General features: G+C 63.8%; 18 protein-coding genes and 1 pseudogene. 11 read left to right on the top strand and 8 right to left on the bottom strand.

What is annotated here, in order from left to right:
• Position 1: 1 nt before the first annotated feature.
• The gene (locus EJC47_RS09780) at positions 2–1,747 is read right to left on the bottom strand and encodes a class I adenylate-forming enzyme family protein (protein ID WP_126847233.1); all 1,746 of its coding nucleotides are present in this window, start codon (positions 1,745–1,747) and stop codon (positions 2–4) included.
• 137 nt (positions 1,748–1,884) lie between these two features.
• On the opposite strand from EJC47_RS09780, the gene EJC47_RS09775 reads away from it, so the two are divergent.
• The 5 genes and pseudogenes from EJC47_RS09775 to EJC47_RS09755 all read left to right on the top strand — a co-directional run bounded on the left by EJC47_RS09775 (position 1,885) and on the right by EJC47_RS09755 (position 8,611).
• On the top strand, positions 1,885–3,117 hold the full coding sequence (locus tag EJC47_RS09775; protein WP_126847230.1) for a serine hydrolase domain-containing protein: 1,233 nt from the start codon (positions 1,885–1,887) through the stop codon (positions 3,115–3,117).
• A 109-nt stretch (positions 3,118–3,226) separates the two neighbouring features.
• Entirely contained in the window at positions 3,227–5,257 is a 2,031-nt protein-coding gene (locus tag EJC47_RS09770; RefSeq protein ID WP_126847228.1) for a 3-hydroxyacyl-CoA dehydrogenase NAD-binding domain-containing protein, read from the top strand.
• Positions 5,258–5,311: 54 nt separating this feature from the next.
• Positions 5,312–6,486, top strand: a pseudogene (locus tag EJC47_RS09765) (acyl-CoA dehydrogenase family protein).
• Between the two features lie 119 nt (positions 6,487–6,605).
• Positions 6,606–7,733 (top strand): acyl-CoA dehydrogenase family protein, encoded by a 1,128-nt coding sequence (locus EJC47_RS09760; RefSeq protein WP_126847226.1) that lies wholly within the window; start codon positions 6,606–6,608, stop codon positions 7,731–7,733.
• Positions 7,733–8,611, top strand: a complete 879-nt coding sequence (locus EJC47_RS09755) for an acyl-CoA thioesterase (RefSeq protein WP_126847224.1) — start codon at positions 7,733–7,735, stop codon at positions 8,609–8,611. Before EJC47_RS09760 ends, EJC47_RS09755 begins: the two co-directional genes overlap by 1 nt.
• 106 nt (positions 8,612–8,717) lie before the next feature.
• On the opposite strand, the gene EJC47_RS09750 is transcribed toward EJC47_RS09755, so the two are convergent.
• The 5 genes from EJC47_RS09750 to EJC47_RS09730 are packed head-to-tail and all read right to left on the bottom strand — an operon-like array spanning position 8,718 to position 13,751.
• Positions 8,718–9,518 (bottom strand): SDR family NAD(P)-dependent oxidoreductase, encoded by an 801-nt coding sequence (locus tag EJC47_RS09750; protein WP_033965749.1) that lies wholly within the window; start codon positions 9,516–9,518, stop codon positions 8,718–8,720.
• 11 nt (positions 9,519–9,529) lie between these two features.
• Complete coding sequence (locus tag EJC47_RS09745) at positions 9,530–10,294, bottom strand: SDR family oxidoreductase (RefSeq protein WP_126847221.1); 765 nt, start codon at positions 10,292–10,294, stop codon at positions 9,530–9,532.
• A 24-nt stretch (positions 10,295–10,318) separates the two neighbouring features.
• Positions 10,319–11,386, bottom strand: coding sequence for a phosphotransferase family protein (locus EJC47_RS09740; RefSeq protein WP_126847219.1), 1,068 nt, complete (start codon positions 11,384–11,386; stop codon positions 10,319–10,321).
• Positions 11,386–12,471 (bottom strand): Zn-dependent alcohol dehydrogenase, encoded by a 1,086-nt coding sequence (locus EJC47_RS09735; protein ID WP_126847217.1) that lies wholly within the window; start codon positions 12,469–12,471, stop codon positions 11,386–11,388. Before EJC47_RS09735 ends, EJC47_RS09740 begins: the two co-directional genes overlap by 1 nt.
• The gene (locus EJC47_RS09730) at positions 12,468–13,751 is read right to left on the bottom strand and encodes an acyl-CoA dehydrogenase family protein (RefSeq protein ID WP_126847215.1); all 1,284 of its coding nucleotides are present in this window, start codon (positions 13,749–13,751) and stop codon (positions 12,468–12,470) included. The genes EJC47_RS09735 and EJC47_RS09730 overlap by 4 nt, the downstream gene beginning before the upstream one ends.
• Before the next feature lie 144 nt (positions 13,752–13,895).
• On the opposite strand from EJC47_RS09730, the gene EJC47_RS09725 reads away from it, so the two are divergent.
• The 3 genes from EJC47_RS09725 (at position 13,896) to EJC47_RS09715 (ending at position 17,610) form a co-directional block, all read left to right on the top strand.
• Positions 13,896–15,140 (top strand): TetR/AcrR family transcriptional regulator, encoded by a 1,245-nt coding sequence (locus EJC47_RS09725; RefSeq protein ID WP_126847213.1) that lies wholly within the window; start codon positions 13,896–13,898, stop codon positions 15,138–15,140.
• Positions 15,141–15,286: 146 nt separating this feature from the next.
• Positions 15,287–16,471: an acyl-CoA dehydrogenase gene (locus tag EJC47_RS09720; protein ID WP_126847211.1), complete on the top strand. Its 1,185-nt coding sequence runs from the start codon at positions 15,287–15,289 to the stop codon at positions 16,469–16,471.
• A 20-nt stretch (positions 16,472–16,491) separates the two neighbouring features.
• On the top strand, positions 16,492–17,610 hold the full coding sequence (locus tag EJC47_RS09715) for a CaiB/BaiF CoA transferase family protein (protein ID WP_126847209.1): 1,119 nt from the start codon (positions 16,492–16,494) through the stop codon (positions 17,608–17,610).
• Between the two features lie 2 nt (positions 17,611–17,612).
• On the opposite strand, the gene EJC47_RS09710 is transcribed toward EJC47_RS09715, so the two are convergent.
• The gene (locus tag EJC47_RS09710; RefSeq protein ID WP_126847207.1) at positions 17,613–19,037 is read right to left on the bottom strand and encodes a sugar MFS transporter; all 1,425 of its coding nucleotides are present in this window, start codon (positions 19,035–19,037) and stop codon (positions 17,613–17,615) included.
• Positions 19,038–19,188: 151 nt separating this feature from the next.
• Between EJC47_RS09710 and EJC47_RS09705 the strand changes: the two genes are divergently transcribed.
• Entirely contained in the window at positions 19,189–19,950 is a 762-nt protein-coding gene (locus EJC47_RS09705) for a class II aldolase/adducin family protein (RefSeq protein WP_010402529.1), read from the top strand.
• A 4-nt stretch (positions 19,951–19,954) separates the two neighbouring features.
• On the opposite strand, the gene EJC47_RS09700 is transcribed toward EJC47_RS09705, so the two are convergent.
• Positions 19,955–20,755 carry a DODA-type extradiol aromatic ring-opening family dioxygenase gene (locus EJC47_RS09700; protein WP_126847205.1) on the bottom strand — a complete coding sequence of 267 codons (801 nt, stop codon included), beginning with the start codon at positions 20,753–20,755 and terminating at the stop codon, positions 19,955–19,957.
• 92 nt (positions 20,756–20,847) lie between these two features.
• Between EJC47_RS09700 and EJC47_RS09695 the strand changes: the two genes are divergently transcribed.
• Together EJC47_RS09695 and EJC47_RS09690 are read left to right on the top strand one after the other, a co-directional pair.
• Positions 20,848–21,390 carry a (2Fe-2S)-binding protein gene (locus EJC47_RS09695; RefSeq protein WP_081988767.1) on the top strand — a complete coding sequence of 181 codons (543 nt, stop codon included), beginning with the start codon at positions 20,848–20,850 and terminating at the stop codon, positions 21,388–21,390.
• A 107-nt stretch (positions 21,391–21,497) separates the two neighbouring features.
• Positions 21,498–22,430 (top strand): RcnB family protein, encoded by a 933-nt coding sequence (locus EJC47_RS09690; protein ID WP_185867627.1) that lies wholly within the window; start codon positions 21,498–21,500, stop codon positions 22,428–22,430.
• Positions 22,431–22,454: the final 24 nt, after the last annotated feature.

The raw sequence follows: 22,454 nt of genomic DNA, 5'->3' as shown, positions 1-22,454 counted from the left end.
CTCAGGCGGCGGCGCGATCCTCAAACAGGCCCTTAAGGTCCTTCTTCAAGATCTTGCCATTGGCATTGCGCGGCAGCGTTTCGGGAACGAAGCGGATCGCCACCGGCGTCTTGAACACCGCGAGCCGATCGCGCACCCACGCCTGCAATTCCGCCTCGGTTGCGGTCGTACCTGGGGCAAGGTGGACCACCGCCGCCGGTTCCTCGCCCAGCGTGCGGTGCGGGATGCCGATCAGCGCGCAATCGGTCACCGCCGGATGCGCATAGAGGACGTTCTCGACCTCCGACGAGTAGATGTTCTCGCCGCCGCGGATGATCATGTCCTTGGCGCGATCGACGATATAGACGAAGCCTTCCTCGTCGAGCCGTGCGAGATCGCCGGTGCGCACCCAGCCGTCGACGAAAGTGGCGGCGGTCGCCTCCGGCTTGTTCCAATAGCCTTTGACCACCATTGGCCCACGCGCCCACAATTCGCCGACCTCGCCGATCGGCAGCTCGGTGATACCGTCTTCGTCCATGATCTTGAGGTCGGCAACGGGCACCGGCGGCCCGGCGCTGGTAGGCCGCGCAAGATAATCCTCGGCACCGTGTCCGGTCACCGTCGCCATCGTTTCGGTCATGCCCCAGCCGTTCGACGGCAGCGCGCCAAATTCGGTGTAGATCCGCCGCACGAGCTCGGGGGCCGATGGCGCACCGCCATAAGCGATCATCTCCAGCGAGGAGAGGTCATATCGGGCGCGCTCAGGATGCTCCAATATCTGCCAGGCGATCGTCGGCACGCCGCCGGTGGCGTGAACCTTCTCCGTCTGAATGATCTCCATCGCGCGTACCGGATCCCATTTGCGCATGAACACCAACGTGTTGCCTGCCGCTATCGAACCCATCATCGTTGCGCTGCATGCCGTCACATGGAACATTGGGATGACGGTCAGATAGGTCCTTGGTTGCGGGTCGGGTACAGCTTCGCCACGCCGCACAAAGGCGCGTGCGCCGCCAAAAGCCGAACTGAGGATATTGGTCATCAAATTGCGATGCGTGCCGAGCGCCCCCTTCGGATTGCCGGTGGTGCCGCTTGTGTAGAAAATCGTCGCGTCGTCGTCGGTCGCAATCTCGATCGGGGGCAGTTCCGTGTCGGGCAATTGCGCATAGTCGTGCGGCGTGCCGATCAGATCCTCGAGCCGCTGTGCGCCGTCGCCGACCAGGCCCGGCGCGCGCGCCACGATCATTGTCTCCAATGCGGGCAAAGGCGGGGCGTGCGCCACCAACCGCTGATAGCGTTCGTTATCGACAAACAGCACACGGCACCCCGAATCATCGATGCCATATTCGAGCTCGCCTGCGGTCCACCACGCATTGAGCGGCACCACGATCGCACCGATGCTGGCGGCGGCGAAGAAGATCACCGGCCATTCGGGCAAATTGCGCATCGCCAGCCCGACGCGGTCACCCTTGGAGACGCCCATCGCGACCAATGCATGGGCCAGCGTCGCCACCGCCCGAAAATTCGCCGCATAGCTGACGCGTTCGTCCTCATAGATGGTGAACACACGCTCGCCATGCATCCGCGACGCGGCGATCAGCCAGGCGAGCGACGGCGGCGCATGTTTCCAGACGCGGGTGGGAATGCCACCGATCGTCGCCGTCTCCATCTCGAACTTGGTGCCCGCGGCGGTCAGCGCGGCGGTCGCCTGCGCCAGCGTCGTTTTCGGCCATGCCGGATCGAGCGCGACAAGCGGTTCTGTATCCACGATGCATCCTCTTCCCTAGCCGGTCGGCACGCCCGAGTTGAAACTCGGGTTTGCCAAAACCAGCGCTGATCGCAAGGTTAGTGTTGATTCATGCGTGACTCAAGGCAATAGGGGAATAGGACTTTCGAAGTGAGGGTATGGAAATCGCTATGGGCAGAACGATGCCGGAGATCGGACGATTCGACGCTGCACGGCTGGAGCGGATCGATACTTTCCTGAAGGAGCGCTATCTCGATTCCGGGCGGCTGGCCAATGCGCAGATCCTGATCGCACGCGGCGGCGACATCGCGCACTTCTCCTCGCAAGGGCCGGCGCGCGAGGGCGGCAAAAGCATCGACGAAGGGTCGTTGTTCCGCATCGCCTCGATGACCAAGCCGATCACCTCGATCGCCTTCATGATGCTGCTGGAGCAGGGCAAGGTCGCGCTCGACACGCCCGTCCATCACGTGCTGCCCGCGTTCAAGGGCATTGGCGTCTACAATGGCGGCGGTGGCGGCGTGCCGTTCCAAACACGCCCGACGACAGAGCCGATGCGGATGCTCGACTTGCTCCGCCACACATCGGGGCTGACCTACAGTTTCCAGAACCGTTCCTATGTCGATGCGGCCTATCGCGAGGGCAAAATCGAGAACTGGCACGGCAATCTCGATCTGGACGGTTTCATCGAAGCGGTCGCAAAAGTGCCGCTCGAGTTTTCGCCCGGCGAGGCGTGGAATTATTCGGTGTCGACCGACGTGTTGGGCGCGGTGGTCGAGAAGGTTTCGGGTCAGTCGCTCGCCGACTTCTTCCGCACGCAGATTTTCGCCCCGCTCAAGATGGACGACACCTTCTTTGCGGTGCCCGAAGAAAAGATCGACCGGCTGACCGATTGCTACACCTTCACCCCTGAAAAGGGCCGCTTCCTCTATGATCGCGGCGAAGCGAGCGCGTGGAGCCGCCCGCCCAAGCTGGTGTCGGGCGGCGGCGGCCTGGTTTCGACCGCGCTCGATTATCATCGGTTTTGCACGATGTTGCTGAACGGCGGTGAACTCGACGGCGCGCGCATCGTCGGGCGCAAGACGATCGAGCTGATGACGATGAACCACCTGCCTGGCGGCTCGGATCTGTCGAAAATGTCCAAGTCGCTGTTCAGCGAAACCGCCAATGCCGGCACCGGTTTTGGTCTGGGCTTCGCGGTCAACATCGATGTCGCGCGCTCGATGATTCCGGGTTCGGTCGGCGAATATTATTGGGGCGGGATGTTCTCGACCGCCTTCTTCGTCGATCCGGTCGAGCAGTTGTCGATGGTGTTCATGACGCAAATGAGCCCGAGCAATGTCTACCCGATCCGCCGCGAGCTGAAGACGTTGATCTACAGTGCGCTGACCTGATTTTCCGTCACCCCGGCCTTGTGCCGGGGTCCACTCATCCACCAGCGCTTTTCTAGAGAGGCGCGGTGGACCCCGGCACAAGGCCGGGGTGACGCTTAGGAGAATGCCGATGACTAGCCCGATCACCACCGAACTCCACGACGACGTCCTCGTCATCATCTCGAACAACCCGCCCGTAAACGCACTTGGCGCGGCGGTGCGGCAGGGGCTGGAGGCCGGGATCAAGGAAGGCCTCGCCAACCCGCAGGTAAAGGCGATGGTCATCCGCTGCGATGGCCGCACCTTCTTCGCAGGGGCCGACATCACCGAATTCGGCCGCCCGATGCAGGAACCGGGCCTGCCGACCGTGGTCGACATGATCGAAGCCGCAGACAAGCCGGTGGTCGCCGCAATCCACGGCACCGCGCTCGGCGGCGGGTGCGAGGTGACGCTCGGCTGCCATTATCGCATCGCTGTCCCCAGCGCGAAAATCGGCACGCCTGAGGTCAAGCTCGGCCTGCTCCCCGGCGCGGGTGGCACGCAGCGCCTGCCACGCATCGCGGGCGTGAAGCTTGCGCTCGAACTGACCGCCAAGGGTGATCCGATTCCGGCAAAGCTCGCTTTGTCCGCCGGGCTGATCGACCGGATTGCGGGCGAGGACAGCTTGGTTGCCGACGCGATCGCCTTCGCGCGCGACGTCGCCGATGCGCGCCCCTTGCCCCGCGCGCGCGACAAGACGGCCCAAGCCGATCCCGAGGCGGTTGCGGCGTTCAAAAAAGACAACGCCAAGCGCTTCCGCGGCTTCGACGCGCCCGCTGCCAATATCGCCTGCGTCGAAAAGGCAACCGACGGCTCCAGCTTCGACGAAGGCATCGCCTTCGAGCGGCAGGAATTCATGAAGCTCATGATGGGCGTGCAGTCCGCAGCACAACGCCACATCTTCTTCGCCGAGCGCCAGGCCGCCAAGATCGACGGCATCGATCCCAAAATCCCGCTGCGCGAGATCAAGCGCGTAGGCGTCATCGGCGCGGGCACGATGGGCGGCGGCATCTCGATGAACTTCCTGTCGGCGGGCGTACCGGTGACGATCGTCGAAATGGCGCAGGACGCGCTCGATCGCGGCACCGGCGTGATCCGCAAGAATTACGAAGCCTCTGCCGCCAAGGGCCGGTTGAAGCCCGAACAGGTCGAGGCCGCAATGGCCGCGCTCACCCCCACGCTCGACTTCAGCGCGCTCGCCGACTGCGACCTCATCATCGAGGCGGTGTATGAGACGATGGAGGTGAAGAAGGACATCTTCACCAAGCTCGACGCCATCGCCAAGCCCGGCGCGATCCTCGCGTCGAACACGTCCTATCTCAACATCGACGAGATCGCTTCGGTCACCAAACGGCCTGGCGACGTGCTCGGCATGCACTTCTTCTCGCCCGCCAACGTCATGAAATTGCTGGAGGTCGTGCGCGGAGCACAGACCGAGGACGATGTGCTCGCGACCGTCATGGCGCTGTCCAAGACGATCCGAAAGGTCGCGGTGGTCGCGGGGGTGTGCGATGGCTTCATCGGCAACCGCATGCTGAAACCCCGCCAGATCGAGGCGATGAAGCTGCTGCTGGAAGGCGCGACCCCGGAGCAGATCGACCGCGTCCATGTCGCCTTCGGCATGCCGATGGGGCCGTTCCAGATGAGCGATCTCGCGGGCGTCGACATTGGCTGGCACCGCGACCCGACCCGGATCGAAAACATCCGTGACGCGCTCGCCGCCGAAGGCCGTTGGGGCCAGAAGACCGGCAAGGGCTTTTACGACTATGACGAGAAGCGCAACCCGACGCCCTCGCCCCGCGTCGCCGAAATCATTGAGGATTTCCGCTCGAAATCGAACCTGCAAAAGCGCGAGATCAGCGACGAGGAGATCGTCGAGAAGACGCTCTACACCATGGTCAACGAAGGCGCGTTGATCCTCGAGGAGAAGATGGCGCAGCGCGCGTCCGACATCGATGTGGTGTGGATCTATGGCTATGGTTGGCCGGTCTATCGCGGCGGGCCCATGTTCTGGGCGGATACCGAAGGGCTCAAGAAGATCGTGGCCGGGCTCGAAAAACACGGCTTCGCGGTGGCGGAGCTTCTGAAGAGCAAGGCCGAAAGCAACGGTCGCTTCAATTGAGCGCCGCGTTCGCGGCGAACGGCGCGAGCGCACGAGACGAATGGAGGAGACGATATGACGGACCTCGACACCTTCCGCGCCGAGACGCGCGCCTGGCTCGAAGCGCATTGCCCGCCCGAAATGCGCGAGCCGATCCGGTCGGAAAAGGATGCCTGCTGGGGCGGCCGTAATCCCGATTTCCAACCGGGCCAGAAGGCGTGGATGGATGCCATGGCCTCGCGTGGCTGGACCGTGCCCGATTGGCCGGCGGCTTATGGCGGCGGCGGCCTGTCGCCTGCCGAAACCAAGATCTTGCGCGAAGAAATGGCAGCAATAAAGGCGCGTAATCCGCTCAATTCGTTCGGTATTTCCATGCTCGGACCGGCGCTGCTCAAATATGGCACCGAGGAGCAGAAGCTCGATTATCTCCCCAAGATCGCACGCGGCGAAATCCGTTGGTGCCAGGGCTATAGCGAACCCAATGCCGGCTCCGATCTCGCCAGCCTCGCCACCTCGGCCGAGGACGCGGGCGACCATTATATCGTCAACGGCCAGAAGGTTTGGACGTCCTATGCCGACAAGGCTGACTGGATTTTCTGCCTGGTTCGCACCTCTAAGGAGTCAAAGCAGGGCGGCATCAGCTTCGTGCTGTTCGACATGGCCTCGCCCGGTGTTTCGACCAAGCCGATCCTGCTGATCTCGGGCTATTCGCCCTTCTGCGAAACCTTCTTCGACAATGTGAAGGTGCCCAAATCGCAGCGTGTGCATGAGGAGAATAAGGGCTGGGATGTCGCCAAATATCTGCTCGGCCATGAACGCGAAATGATTTCCGGTATGGGCCTGGCAGGAAACGGTGGTAACCCGTTGATCGAAGGTGCGATCGCGACGGTTGGGCTCGACCATGACGGGCGCTTGGCCGATCCGCTGCTGCGCGCGGCGATCGCGACGTTCGAGGTCCGCTCCCAGGCGTTCGGGGCGATGTCCGAACGCTTTATCGACGAGTTGAAAGCAGGCCGCGCGCACCCCGCGCAACCCTCGATGATGAAATATTACGGCACCGAGCTGAACAAGGCCCGCCATGAACTGCAAATGGCGGCAGGCGGATCGAACGCGCTCGAATGGGAAAGCGACGCGTCGGGCGGCGGGCGTGAGGCGCGCGCATGGTTGCGAACCAAGGCTCGATCGAGGGCGGGACGAGCGAGGTACAGCTCAACATCATCGCCAAGCGGGTCCTGGAATTGCCGTCGTAAAATCGAGGGAGCCGTCACCCCGGCCTTGTGCCGGGGTCCACTTCTCCCACCAGCGGCTCGGCCCGAGGCGCGGTGGACCCCGGCACAAGGCCGGGGTGACGCATTGTTAGGACTGACACATGCCACTCTATCTCAACGACGATCAGACAGCGCTTCAGGACACGATCCGCGATTTCGTCGCCGACCATGCGCCGGTGACGCACATGCGCGCGCTACGCGACAGCAAGGACGCCACCGGATTCAGCCGCGACCTGTGGAAGAGCTTCGCCGAAATGGGCTTTACCGGCATTTTGATCGACGAAGCCGAGGGCGGCCTTGGGCTCGGCCATGTCGAGGCGGGCGTGGTGCTGGAGGAAATTGGCCGAAACCTGTCGCCTTCGCCCTTCCTCGCCACCGCCGTCGCCGCAGTCGAAGCGCTGAAGGGTACCGCCCATGCCGCGCGCTGGTTCCCCGGCATCCTCGCGGGTGAAACCGTCACCGCTCTTGCGATCGACGAAGCTGCCAAGCATCGCGACACGATCGGATTGCAGGCCAAACGCTCGGGTAACGGCTTCAAGCTCACCGGCAAGAAGCAATTCGTCACCCACGGGCATGTCGCCGATCTGCTGATCGTTGCCGCGCGCACTACAGGCAATGCCGACGATGCCAAAGGCATTACGCTCTTCGCCATCCCCAAAGGTGCCGCCAACCTGACCGCGACGCCCGAGCGCCTCGCCGATGCCAGCTTCGCCGCGCGGCTCGAATTCGACGGGGTCGAGGTCGATGCCGACGCGGTGATTGGCGAGGTCGATCATGGCCGCTCGCCACTCGACCGCTTGCTCCGCGCCGGACGCACGGGGGCCGCCGCCGAGCTACTCGGCGTCGGTGGCGGCGCGATGGACATGACGGTTGGCTATCTCAAGGAACGCAAGCAGTTCGGCGCGTTGATCAGCAGCTTCCAGGCGCTGCAACACCGCGCCGCGCATCTCTATTCCGAGATGGAAGTCGCGCGCGCGGCGGTGCTGAAGGCGCAACAGTTGCTGGACGCCGGGAGCGATGCCGCCGACACCGCCGTGTCGGTTGCCAAAGCGATGACGGGCATGGCGACGACGCTGTCGGTGCAGGAAGGCGTCCAGATGCACGGCGGGATCGGCATGACCGATGAATATGACATTGGCTTCTACATGAAGCGCGCGCGCGTGCTGGCCGAGATGTTCGGCGACGCCAATTTCCATGCGGACCGGATCGCGCGGGCGGCGGGCTATTGATGGACGACCTGCCCACGCCCGCTCAGCTCGCGCAAAATCTCGTCGACTTGCTCGATGTCGAGGAGATCGACACCGATCTGTATCGCGGCATCCGCGGCAATGACGGGTTCGGGCGCGTGTTCGGCGGACAGGTCATCGCGCAGGCGTTGCAGGCAGCGCAACGCTCAACCGATGCGCCACGCGCCGCGCATTCGCTCCACGCCTATTTCATGCGACCGGGGGCGGAGGACCACCCGATCCTGTACCGGGTGGTGCGCGATTTCGACGGCAAGAGTTTCTCCACCCGTCGCGTGATCGCGACACAGCGCGGCGTGCCGATCCTCAACCTTGCTTGCTCGCTACAGATGCCTGAGGGCGGCCTCACCCATCAGGACGCGATGCCCGACGTCCCCCCACCCGAGGGCCTCACCAACGATCGCGATATCCGGCTCGCAATGATCGACCGCATTCCCGATCGCTTCCGTGCCAATTTCCTGCGCCCGCGTATGGTGGAAATTCGCCCGGTCTCGCCGCGCAGTTGGTTGGATCCGGTCAAACATGCACCGTTCCAGAACAGCTGGTTTCGCGTGGTTGCGCCGATTCCCGATGATCCCGCCCTGCACCGCGCGGTGCTCGCTTATGCCTCGGACATGTCGCTGCTCGGCACGGCAACGCTGCCGCACGGTGTCAACTGGCTCACCCACAAGTTGCAAAGCGCCAGCCTGGATCACTCGGTGTGGCTGCATGAGGATTTCCGCGCCGACGACTGGTTGCTCTATGCCTGCGACAGCCCCTGGGCGGGGCATGCGCGCGGGTTCAATCGCGGCAAGATTTTCACGCGTGACGGTCGTCTGGTCGCCAGCGTCGCGCAGGAAGGGCTGATCCGCCTGCGCGAATGAGCTGATCTTCCGTGCACCCCGAGCCCGTCAAAGGGCCATCCCCTATGCGATGGCGGTGCCTGGGCGAGGAGGGCTTCGACAGGCTCAGCCCGAACGGATTTGGGCGTTACACGGCGGTCTTGCCATAGTCCTGCCGGGTAACCGGGTGGCTGCTGGATAGCCCGCCATCAACCGCAATCGCCTGCCCGTTGACATAGCTTGCCGCATCCGATGCCAGGAAGGCAGCGACTTCCGCCAGTTCCTCGGGCTGCGCGCCGCGTCGCAGCGGGTTCAGCCGACCGAGCCGATCCATCTTCCCCGCGTCGCGCGCATAATCGAAGGTGGGCCTGGTCATGCCCGTCTCGGTCAAGCCGGGGCAGATCGCGTTGACGCGGACATTCGATCCCGAAAGCTGCTGCGCCGACACCATCGCCAGGTTGATAACGCCAGCCTTGGATGCGGAATAGGCCGGCGACCCCGCGCCCGAGCGGATGCCCGCGACGCTCGCGGTCAGCACGATCGCGCCACCGCCACGCTCGGCGATCTTGGGTGCGGCGTGTTTGATCGCGAGGAACGGACCGATCAAATTGACGCGCAGCACTTCGGTGATCAGCGCGACATCGGTATCGAAGATATTCGCCATCCCACCGGAAATCCCGGCATTGGCGAACATGACGTCAAGACCGCCATAATATTCGCACGCGACATTCACCGCGCGCACCACGTCCTCCTCATTTCCGGCATCGATCCGGATCGCATGGGCAGTACCGCCCGCGCGGTCGATGAGATCGGCGGTTTCTTCGACCGTCTCAGCCTGGTCTGCAACGATCACCGATCCGCCCTCGCGCGCAAACAAGAGCGCCGTCGCCCGCCCGATGCCCGATCCTGCGCCCGTTACGATGATCGATTTGCCGGTAAAGCGCGCCATATCTGCCTCTCCTAAATCGTCACGCCGCCATCAAGGACGATCGTCTGGCCGGTCATGAAGCTGCTCGCTTGCGCGGCGAGGAACACCACCGCCCCGGCGATTTCCTCGGGCTCGCCGATCCGGCGCAGCGGCACGGTCTTGTTGGCGGCCTCGATCCGCTCGGGATCTTCCCACAAGGCGCGCGCGAAATCGGTCTTGATCAGGCCGGGCGCGATGCAGTTGACCCGGACGTTATCGGGCCCGAACTCATGCGCGAGATTGCGCGCCAATTGCATGTCGGCGGCCTTGGAGATGCAATAGGCCCCGATCAGCGTCGAGCCGCGCAATCCGCCGATCGAGGAAATGATGATGATGCTCCCCGCTTTGCGCGCGCGCATTTCTGGCGCGACCATCGCGATCAGCCAGTGGTTCGACACGATGTTGTTGTCGAGAATCTTGCGGAATTGCTCGTCGGCAATCCCCGCCTGCGGGCCGTAATAAGGGTTGGATGCGGCATTGCACACCAGCACGTCGATCTGCCCAAAGGCGGCACGTGTGGCATCGACCAGATGTTGCAGCCCGGCCTTGTCGGAGATGTTGGCGGCAACCGCGATCGCGCGGCCTTCCCCATAACGCGCGTTGATCTCGGCGGCCACGGCATCGCACGCCTCCTGCTTGCGACTGGAAATTACCACCTTCGCGCCATGCTCCGCCAATTCGAACGCGCTCGCCTTGCCGATCCCGCGCGAGGAGCCGGTGATGATGGCGACTTTGCCGCCCAGGTCGAATTGGCTCATGCTTTTCCCTCTTTCGGCCCGCGCTTACGCGCCTGCCTTCTTGGCGAAATCCCACGCCGCTTCGGCCAGCGGGCCGACCCGCTCGGCCGTCCGCGCCGCTTGCGCGCTGGAGGCAGTGCCATCGACGATGCGTTTCTTGATGCCCTGGACAATGCCGGTCAGGCGGAACAGGCTGTAGGCGAAGTACCAGTTGAGATTGGGCAGTCCGTCCCGCCCTGTTGCCGCACAATAGCGCGCGACCACCTCGTCCACGGTGGGTATGCCGCTCTCGGGTCCATCCAGTCCCTTCACGCCGGAGCGCCCCTCTGGCTCGGTCACCCAGTTCATCAGGAAATAGGCGATGTCGGCCAGCGGATCGCCCAGTGTCGACAATTCCCAGTCGAGCACCGCCGCGACGCGCGGCGCGTCGGCCGCAAAGATCATATTATCGATGCGGAAATCGCCGTGGACGATCGACGTACGCGTCTGCTCGGGCAGGGTGGCGGGCAGCCACTCGATCAACGCCTCGACCGCTGGCATATGCTCGGTTTCGGACGCGCGATATTGCTTGGTCCAGCGCGCCACCTGGCGTTCGAAATAATTGCCCGGGCGGCCATAATCGCCCAGCCCCGCCGCGACATAATCGGTGTTGTGCAAGGCGGCGAGCGTATCGACCATCGCCTCGTAATGCGCGCGCCGCTCGGCCGGGGTCATGCCCGGAAGCGCGCCGTCCCACAGGCTGCGCCCCTCGACCAGTTCCATTACATAGAACATCGATCCGATAACCGCTGGATCTTCGCATAGCCCGAACGGCGTCGGCACCGGAAAGCCGGTTGGATGCAGCCCTGCAATCAGCCGATATTCACGGTCCACGGCATGCGCAGAGGGCAACAGCTTGCCGAACGGCTGGCGCCGCAGAACATAGCTTTTCCCTGATACATCAACGCGATACGTCGGGTTCGACTGACCGCCTTTGAACTTCGATAGCGTGACAGGACCGTCGATTGCGGGCATATGGCCCTTCATCCACGCCGCCACCGCGCCTGCGTCGATCGTGTCATCGGCGGGCACCGGGATCGTCCCGACCATCGTGACGTCCGCGCTGTCGGCCATCATGCGAACTCGATCACAGACCGCACCGTGTCCCCGGTGCGCAAATTGGCGAGCGCATGGTTGACGCCTTCAAGCGCGATCCGCTCCGCCACCATCGTGTCGAGATCGAGCTTGCCGTCGAGATACAATTGCACCAGTCGCGGCATGTCGATCGGGAAGCGGGTCGATCCCAGCAACGACCCTTGCAACTTCTTGCCGGTCAGGAAGGTCGGCCCGGCGATCTTCACCTCCCCACCCGGCGCGATCATGCCGAGGATCGTCGCGGTGCCGCCGCGCCGCAGGATCGTCCAGGCGAGCTCAGCGGTGTTGGGCCGCCCGACCGCCTCGATCGCATAATGCACCCCGCCCCCGGTCATCCCGGCAACCGTCTTCGCCAGATCGGGATCGTTCGAATCGAGCGTGTGCGTGGCACCCAGCTTCGCCGCCAGCGCGCGCTTGTCGGCGACGGGATCGATCGCGATGATCTGTCCCGCGCCCGCAATCTTGGCGGCGTTGATCGCCGCGAGCCCGATCCCGCCGCAGCCGATTACGGCAACGCTTTCGCCCGGGCGCAATTGGCTGTCGTTGAAGATTGCCCCCGCGCCCGTAATCACCGCGCAGCCAAGCAACGCCGCCCGGTCCAGCGGCATCTCCTTGCTGATCGCGACGCAGGCATTTTCGTGCACCAACATCATCTCGGCAAAGGCCGAAAGGTTGAGGAACGGGGCGAGCGGCGTGCCGTCCTTCAAGCTCAGTCGCGGCGGCGCGCCCTTCCCCCGCCGCGTCGAGGGATCGATGCACAGCGACGGCCGCCCGCTAACGCAAAATTCGCAGGCACCGCAGAACACCGTGAAGAAGGTGATGACATGATCGCCCACCTTCAAATGCGCGACGTCCGAGCCAACCGCCTCCACAATCCCAGCCGCTTCATGACCCGGCACCGTCGGCATCGGGTGCGGAAACGCCCCGTCGACGAAATGCAGGTCGGACCGGCATACCCCGCACGCGACGGTGCGGATCAGCACTTCGCGGGGCCCCGGATCGGAGATCGCGATGTCCTCGATCACCAACTCGGTTTTTGGCGCATAAAGGACGGCCGCTTTCACCGCGACACCGCCAGATCGCCGCTCGACGGACGATCCACCTTGAACTCGGCATATTTGCCAAACTCGTTGCGGGCGATCGCGCGGTTGTGGACTTCATCCGGGCCGTCCGCGAAGCGCAGGGTGCGCATCGCCGCCCAATCGTGCGCCAGATGGAAATCGCTGGAGACACCCGCGCCACCATGTGCCTGAATGGCGTCGTCGAGGATCTTCAGTGCCATATTGGGGGCCTGCACCTTGATCATCGCGATTTCGAGCTGGGCCGATTTGTTGCCGGCCTTGTCCATCATGTCGGCGGCCTTCAGACACAGCAGCCGCGTCATCTCGATGTCGATCCGCGCGCGCGCGATCCGTTCTTCCCACACGCTATGGTCAGCGATGCGCTTACCGAAGGCGACGCGCGACAACAGCCGCTTGGCCATCGCCTCGATCGCGGTTTCCGCCGTCCCGATCGTGCGCATGCAATGGTGGATGCGACCCGGCCCGAGCCGACCCTGCGCAATCTCGAAGCCGCGCCCCTCGCCCAGAAGCACGTTCTCCACCGGCACGCGCACGTCTTTCAACACCACTTCGCCATGGCCATGCGGCGCGTGGTCATAGCCATAGACCGACAGCATCCGCTTGATCGTCACGCCCGGCGCATCCATCGGGACCAGCACCTGGCTCTGCTGGCTGTGGCGCGATGCGTCGGGGTTGGTCTTGCCCATGGTGATGGCGATCTTGCAGCGCGGATCGCCCACGCCGGACGACCACCATTTGGTGCCGTTGATGACATATTCGTCGCCGTCGCGCACGATCGAGGTCTCGATATTGGTCGCGTCCGACGAGGCAACCGCCGGCTCGGTCATCAGGAACGCAGAGCGGATCTCGCCGTTCATCAACGGCCGCAGCCACCGCTCCTTCTGTTCGCGCGTGCCATAACGGTGGAGCACCTCCATATTGCCGGTATCAGGGGCCGAGCAGTTAAAACATTCGCTCGCCCAGCCGACCTTGCCCATCTCCTCGGCGCATAACGCATATTCGAGATTGGTCAGTTGGGTGCCTTCGAACTCGAAGCTGTCATCGACATGGCTTTGCCCCGAATGCGGCGGCATGAAGAAATTCCATAGCCCGGCGGCCTTGGCCTTTTCCTTCATCTCCTCGATGACGGGAATGACCTTCCAGCGCTCGCCCGCGTCGTGTTGCGCATCAAATTCGGCTTGGCGCGGACGGATTTGCTGGTCGATGAACCCCTTCACGCGGTCCCGAAAATAGGTTTCGCGTTCGCTGAAGCTGAAGTCCATCTGCGCTCTCCGATCTTGCTATCGGATCGCTGGTTAGACCGTACCGCGTATTCGGTAAAGCGTCTTTGGCGCTCAAAATGCGTGGAATGCCGTAGCCAACAAAAATGACTGTTTCTTCTAAAAGATGATGTTACAGTTTCCGGCATGGAGGCCCCCGACACGATTCCGCCCGAGGAAGACACCAGCACCAAGCGCTTTCGCGCCAAGCGCGACGCGATTCTGGCGGCCGCGGCCGAAGCGATCAACGAACAGAGCGCGAAGGGCATGACCTTCGCCGATGTCGCGCGCCGCGTCGGCCTCAATACCACCAGCGTCACCTATTATTTCAAGCGCAAGGAAGATCTGGCGGCAGCGTGTTTCGAGCATACACTCGACCGCCTGCTGGGCATGCTCGAGGAGTCGCTCGCCGAGCCGACGCCCCGCGCCCGAGTCGCGAAATATCTGTCGCTCAACATGGCGCGGCTGGCGCGGATTCAGCGGGGCGAGGAAACATCCTTCGCGATTCTGTCGGATCTGCGCGCGATGGAGGAGCCCGTGCTCGGTCGGCTGATGGCGGGCTGGCGCGAAGTGTTCCGCAAGACTCGCAGCCTGTGGGGCCCGACCACCAACCGTGCGCAGACCGACCTGCATGGTGGCCGCGCGCACGTGCTGCTGGAAAACACGTTCTGGCTGCCGGTGTGGCTCAACCGCTATGACCTCGACCAATATCCGCGCGTCGAGGAGCGTCTGATGGACGTGTTCGCGCACGGCATTGCCGGGCCGAACGCCCGCTGGTCGCCCGAATTGATCGACCTCGCGCATGACGAGCCCGAGCCAGGCCGCGAGGCGTTCCTGCTCGCGGCGACGCGGCTGATCAACCAGCTCGGTTATCGCGGCGCCTCGGTGCAGAAAATCGCGTCCGAACTGAACGTGACCAAGGGCAGTTTCTACCACCATCTCGATGCCAAGGACGATCTGGTGCTGGCCTGCTACAAGCGCAGCCTCGACACCGTCGCCGATGCCCAGCGCCTCGCCGATGAGCGCGGTGGCAGCCATTGGGATCGCCTTTCCGGCACGATCGCCACCTTGCTCGACGTCCAGTTCTCCGAACGTGGCCCCTTGCTGCGCACCACCGCGCTCTCCGGCCTGCCCGCGCAGGCGCGGCTTGCGATGGTCGATCGCTCCAACCGGATCGCCCGCCGCTTCGCCGGCACGATGAGCGACGGTATCGCCGAGGGCTCGATCCGCCCGGTCGACCCGCTGATCGCGGCACAAGCGCTGATGGCGATGCAGAACGCCGCCTTCGACATGCGCAAATGGGCGCATACGATGACGCGCGAGCGCGCGATCGGCTATTATGCCTCGACGCTGGCGTTTGGCCTGTTCGACGACCGGATTTTAAACACGTAATTTCCTTATAAACTTCCCCGGCAAAGGCCGGGGCCCAGCCGAGATGCCAGTGGTAAACGGGCGCAGCCCTCGCCAACGATCACTTCGCTACTGGGCCCCGGCCTTCGCCGGGGAAGCACTCAGATTGATCAATGCTGGAGTATCACATGGCCGATATGGCGCGTTTCGATTGGGCCGATCCCTTTTTCCTCGACGATCAACTCGAGGATGACGAGCGGATGATCCGGGATTCGGCGCGCGCTTATGCGCAGGACAAGCTCGCCCCCCGCATCATCGACGCCTTTCAGAACGAAATCACCGATCCCGACATCTTCCGCGAAATGGGCGCGCTCGGCCTGCTCGGACCGACGGTGCCCGAGGAATATGGCGGCGTCGGCGCATCCTATGTCGCTTACGGTCTGGTCGCGCGCGAAGTCGAACGGATCGATTCGGGCTATCGCTCGATGATGTCGGTGCAATCGAGTCTCGTGATGTATCCGATCTTTGCGTACGGCTCGGAAGAGCAGAAGCGCAAATATCTGCCCAAGCTCGCCACCGGCGAATGGATCGGCTGCTTCGGCCTGACCGAACCCGATGCAGGCTCCGACCCCGGCAGCATGACAACGCGCGCGAAGAAGGTCGATGGCGGTTATCTGCTGTCGGGCGCGAAAACGTGGATCTCCAATTCGCCGATCGCCGACGTTTTCGTCATCTGGGCGAAGTCGGAAGCGCATGGCGATGGCATTCGCGGCTTTATCGTCGAAAAGGGCGCAAAGGGCCTCGCCACGCCCAAGATCGAGGGCAAATTGTCGCTGCGCGCCTCGATCACCGGCATGATTCTGATGGACGAGATCGAGCTCGGCGAAGACGCGCTGCTGCCTAATGTGCAGGGTCTTAAGGGACCCTTCGGCTGCCTCAACCGCGCGCGTTACGGCATCAGCTGGGGCGCGCTCGGTGCCGCCGAATTCTGCTTCCACGCCGCGCGCCAATATGGGCTCGACCGCAACCAGTTCGGCACCCCGCTCGCCGGACGCCAGTTGTACCAGAAGAAGCTGGCCGACATGGAGACCGAGATCGCGCTCGGCCTGCAGGCTTCGTTGCGCGTCGGGCGTCTGATGGATGCGGGCAAATTCGCACCCGAGATGATCTCGATCGTCAAACGCAACAATGTCGGCAAGGCCTTGGACATCGCCCGCAACGCCCGCGACATGCACGGCGGCAACGGCATCTCCGGCGAATATCAAGTGATGCGCCATTTGATGAACCTGGAAACGGTCAACACCTATGAGGGCGCGCACGACGTGCACGCGCTCATCCTCGGCCGCGCCATCACCGGGATTGCCGCGTTTTAAGGTCAAGCAGGAGAGACAGCATGGCATCCCCGCCCCTCGCCGGACTTCGCATCCTCGAAATGGCGGGGATCGGGCCGGGGCCGTTCTGCGGCATGATGCTCGCCGATCACGGCGCGGAGGTTATTCGCGTCGAACGCCCCGGTACTGGCGGCCTGACCGACGCCGCGCGGGATCCATTGTTACGCTCTCGCCGGACGATCACACTTGATCTCAAGAAGCCCGAGGCAATCGCAGCCGTCCGGCGCATCGCCGCAACCTGCGACGGGCTAATCGAGGGCTTTCGGCCGGGCGTGATGGAGCGGCTTGGCCTAGGGCCGGAGGCGCTGCTCGCCGATAATCCCAAACTTGTTTATGGCCGCATGACCGGCTGGGGCCAGACCGGGCCGCTGGCCAACGAGCCGGGCCACGACATCGACTACATCGCCATCTCCGGCACACTCCACGCCTTGGGCGAAACCGGGCGTAAGCCGGTCGCGCCGATGAATCTGGTCGGCGATTTCGGCGGCGGCGGCATGATGCTGGCCTTCGGCATGCTCGCCGCGATCCTGAGCGCGCAAGCAACGGGGCAAGGTCAAGTCGTCGATTGCGCGATGACAGATGGCTCGGCGGTGCTCGCCAGCATGATCTGGGGGTTCCGCGCGATGGGCCGCTGGAGCGGGGAGCGCGGCACCAACCTGCTCGACGGCGGCGCGCATTTCTACGACACCTATGAAACGGCCGACGGCAAATGGATCGCGGTTGGAGCGATCGAACCGCAATTCTATGCGGCGCTACGCCGGGTAATGGGTTTGGATGGCGCGGAATGGGATGCCCAATTCGCCCCCGCATCGTGGCCGCGCCTGAAGGCGGAACTCGCCGATCGCTTCAAACTGCGCACGCGCGACGCGTGGGTTTCGGCGTTCGAGGGCCACGAAGCCTGCGTCGCCCCCGTCCTCTGCTTCGATGAAGCCGTCGCACACCCGCACAACGTCGCGCGCGGCGCGTTCGTCACTGCCGACGGCGTGACGCAGCCCGCTCCAGCGCCGCGTTATTCGGTCAGCGCGACAGTGCCCCCGCGCATGGCGGGCGCACCCGACGGGGCCGCAATCCTGGCCGAGGCCGGCTTCACCCCAGCCGAGATCGCAGCGCTGCGCTTCTGAACTCAGGCGTCGGCGTATTGGGGTGCCGACCGCGCGGCGTAAACGCCGAACGCGCAGATCACCACATAGCACGCCACCGGAATAAGCAGCGCGAGCGTCAGGCTTCCGCTCGCATCCGCCAACGTTCCGGTCGCCAGGGGCAGCACGGCACCCCCGAAGATCGCAACGTTGATGATTCCCGATCCATCTGCCGCACGTGCGCCGAGACCTTCACAGGCAAGACTGAAGATCGTCGGGAACATGATGGCGTTCATCAGCCCGACCGCCAGCAGGCTGTAACCCGCGACCGCCCCCGTTGCGTAACTCGAGATCAGGATGAGCGCGACCGCACCGACGGCGACGCCCGCCAGGACCTTGCCCGGGTTGACGACACGCAACACCGCAGACCCGACAAACCGGCCGATCATCGCCCCGCCCCAGTAAAACGGGATCATCTTGCCAGCGCTGGTGATGTCGAGGTTCATGACGCCAGGCTGTTTGAGGTAGTTCACGATCAGCGAGCCGATCGACACTTCCGCACCGACATAAAGGAAGATGCAAAGCGCGCCGAGCGCGAAGCGCGGACGTTGCATAAGGTCGTTACCGTACAACCAGATTACCGGTGCCAGCAAGATGAGGACCAACCCGATCCACGCCTGCACCTCCACGGCGACGACCGCACCGAGCGCGACCAGAGCCAGGCCCGCGACGTAGCGCGTGGCACCGACAAGGGGCTTGTCTTTCGCGGCATTGGCATCATGCGGCAGCCGGTTGCGAAACAGCCAGACTGCGGCGGCGACGACAGCCAGCGCAACCGCCAGACCGAGATAGCCACGAACGATCGCGCCGCTTTCCGCCGTGCGATACGCATCCAGCGCCGCGCCGGTCAGGTCCGACGCCGAAATCTTGGAAAGGCTGCCCAAAATGATGATGGCGCCTGCATATGGAAAGATCGTCGTGCCGAGCGAATTGAACGCCTGGGCGAAGGTCAGACGGCTGGATGCGGTTTCGGCTTTGCCAAGCAAGCTGATCAGCGGATTGGCCACGATCTGGACCAGCACCACGCCCGCCGCCAGGATGAAGAGCGCGAACAGGAAAAGCGCGTACGTCGCTGTGCTAGACGCGGGAATGAACAGCAGGCAGCCAACCAACATCGTCACCAGCCCGGCGACCGCGCCGCGCATATAGCCGATCCGCTTGACCAGCGCCGCCCCCGGAATGCCGATCAAAAGATAGGCGGTGAAGAAGCAGAACTGAACGAGCATCGCCTGCGTGTAGGTGAGCGTGAACAGCTCCTTCAGCTTGGGGATGATGACATCGTTCAGGCTGGTGATGCCGCCGAAGATGAAGAACAATGCGAACACGAACACCTGCAGATCGGGCGCATTCACGCCCTTGGTGGCGATGTCGTCGGCATCCTGCGGTGTTTTGGCGGCGTCGATGTGCATGCGATCCTCTCCCGGCCGCTAACGCGCCGTTTCCTACTCGCCGCCCCCATGCCCGGACCAAGCCGGGTCTGGCAATCCCCCGCTCTGGCAATCCGGTAAATCTCATGCGATACCGACCCTAGAAAAAAGACCCGGATTAGGAGAGTCCGCTATGGCCACCGCAATCCTTCGCACTGCGAAGATGTCCGAAGCCGAATGGGCGACGCGACAGGAACTCGCCGCCTGCTACCGCGTGTTCGCGATGCTGGGCTGGTCGGAAATGATCTATAACCACATCACGCTGAAGGTGCCCGAGGAAGAGGGTGCCTTCCTGATCAATCCGTTCGGCCTGCATTTCAGCGAGGTCACCGCCTCCAGCCTGGTCAAGATCGATATTGACGGCAACAAGCTCGACGACAGCCCCTATCCGGTCAATCGCGCCGGCTTTGTGCAGCACGCGCTGTTCCACCGCCATTTGCCCGACGCGCATTGCATCATGCACACGCACACCACGGCGGGCATGGCGGTGAGTTCGCTTGAGGGCGGCTTGCGCGCCACCAATTTCTACGCCTGCAATTTTGCGGGGCAAATTGCCTATCACGATTTCGAAGGCGTGACGGTGCGCGACGAGGAAGGCTCCCGCCTGCTTGAACATCTCGGCGACAAGCGCGTCATGCTGCTCAAGAACCACGGCATCCTCGTCATGGGCCGGACCCTGCCCGAGGCGTTCATCAAACATTGGTCGCTGCAGCGCGCCTGCGAAATCCAGATTGCAACGATGTCGATGGGCACGCCGATCGAGGTGTCGCCCGAAGTGATCGCGGTGCATCAGCGCGATTTGCACATGGCGCAGGTGCCGGGTGGCCCGGGCAAGGCCGATTTCGACGCGATGGTCCGCCTGGTCGACAAGATCGACACCGGCTGGCGCGCTTGACGCTTCAGCCGAAGCGATAGCCCGAGATCGCCCAGCCGAGCACATGATCGGCATAATCGCGCACGGCCGGGCCATCCCCGCCCGCGCCGAGCGCAACCATCAGCGGCAGCAGATGTTCGGCCTGCGGATGGGCGAAGCGAGCGTGGGGAAGTCTCTCCCACGCGGCCATGCGCGCCGCACGCGAGGCCGGATCGGAATCGGTAACGGCTGCGGTCAGCGCGGCGTCCCATTCGTCCGCTACCGCCGTCACTTGCGGGCCGCGAGCACGCAAATTGTGGAAACTCATGCCGGAGCCGACGATCAGCACCCCTTCGTCGCGTAGCGGTGCCAGCGCCCGACCGATCGCGATGTGCGCGGCGGGATCGAGATCGGCGCGCAGCGAAAGCTGCGCCAGCGGGATGTCGGCGTCCGGAACTGCCACCATCATCGGGATGAAAACGCCGTGATCCCAGCCGCGTGCCGAATCTTTCGTCGTGGGGAACCCGGCACCCTCCAGCAGTGCAGACGCACGCCGCGCGACATCCGGGCTGCCGTGCGACGGCCAGTCGAGCCGATAAGTATGCTCCGGGAAGCCGTAATAATCGAACAGCATGGGATGCCCGTCGCCGCCATTGACGGTCAGTTCCGGCTCTTCCCAATGCCCCGATACCATCAGGATGGCGCGCGGTCGCTCGGGCAGCGTTGCGATCACCCCGGCCAGATAGGCCTGCATCGGCCGCCACATCGGGTCGGGTGGTCCGCCTGCGGGATCCATGAAGAAACAGGGGCCGCCGCCATGCGGGATGAACAGGGTGGGAAGCGTCATCGGACTTATATCGCCCGCCTCTCCCCGCCCGACAATCGCAGGACGGGAAACGACCCGTTTCGTACCGACACATCTTGGCCTATCGTGCCGACATGACCCGCTTCACCGTCAACAATCAGCCCGTTCAGTATAAGATGGACCCGAACACGCCGCTCTTGTGGGCGCTGCGCGATGCCTCCAACCTCACCGGCACGAAATATGGCTGTGGCAATGGCGAATGCGGGGCGTGCACCGTCGAAATCGATGGCGAAGCCGTGCGCTCGTGCCAGCGTACGATCGGCGCGATCGAGGGCAGTTTTGTCACCACGATCGAGGGGCTGTCGCGCGATCGCACGCATCCGGCACAAATGGCGTTCCTTGCCAAGAACGTGCCACAATGCGGCTTCTGCATCCCTGGCATGATCATGGCGGCAGCGGTGCTGCTCAAGAAGAACCGCAACCCAAGCGAGGATGACATCCGCGCGAGCATCACCAACCTGTGCCGCTGCGGCATCTATCCGCGCCTGGTCGAAGCGGTGTTGCTGGCGGCAAGCGTGCAACGCGGCGACGAAACGATCGACGCTCCGCCATCGCCCGGCGTTTCTCCAACCGACGCGGCACGCGAAGTTCCCGCGCTGATCCCGCGAAGTAAATAATACCTTTCGCAAAGCTGTCAGCCCAATTCAGCGACGGCTCATCGACACGGGACCATATAGGGTTCAACGACCGGACATGGCGTCTGGACGAAGAGAAGGAAGTTTTGATGCGCAAGTCTTTGCTCGCCGCAATCATGGCGGCCTCTGCGTTGATCCCGGCGGCCGCAATGGCGCAGGAGGGCAACGACCGGCCGCATCGCGAAGAGGGTCAGGGCCAACGAGAAGGACGCCCGCAGCGCCCGGCGATGGTCGGCGATGCCGGTCGTCCGCAATGGCGGCGTCCGGAGGGTCAACCGGCCGGGCAAGCGCCCGCTGCCCGTCCACCAGCACCACAATCGCAAGCTCAGCCCCAGGCGCAACCGCAACAGCCCCAGGCACCAAGGTGGTCAGGGCGGGATGATCGCGGTGGACGCCCGAATGGCCAGGATGGCCGACCGGGTTTTCGTCCCGACTTCGGCAACGATCGTGGCGACCGCCCTCAGGGACAGCCCCCGCAGCAGCCGGGCGGCCGTCCGTTCGATGGTCGCCCCGGGTTCAACGGTGGTCCGAATGGCGGTCGGCCGGCGTTTGACGGAGCCCAGCCGGGCCGCGATCCCCGCTATGGCGGCGGTGCACAACCCGGCCGCGGGGATCCGCGCGGCAATGACGGGCGCGGCGGCGATTGGCGCGGTGACCGGCACGACGGTCGTCCCGCCTACAATAACGGCTGGAATAACAACGGTAATCGCGGCTGGAATCGCGACTGGCGGCGGGACAACCGGTATAATTACAATTATTACCGCAACCAGAACCGCAACCTTTACCACCTGCCCCGTTATTATGCTCCAGCGGGTTGGGGCTATGGCTATCGCCGTTTCTCGATCGGCTTTACGTTAAATTCGTTCCTGTACGACCAGGATTATTGGATCGACGACGCCGACTATTATCGGCTGCCGCCAGCCTACGGGCCCTATCGCTGGGTGCGCTATTACAATGACGCGCTGCTCGTGGATATCCGCACCGGCTATGTCGTCGATACGGTGTACGACATTTTCTGGTAACCACCCGATCAGGGGCCGCAAACT

This window comes from Sphingomonas sp. TF3, assembly GCF_003985085.1.
GTDB lineage: Bacteria > Pseudomonadota > Alphaproteobacteria > Sphingomonadales > Sphingomonadaceae > Sphingomonas.
The sequence above is the reverse complement of the archived record's forward strand: the minus strand, read 5'-3'. Positions and strand labels throughout refer to the sequence as shown.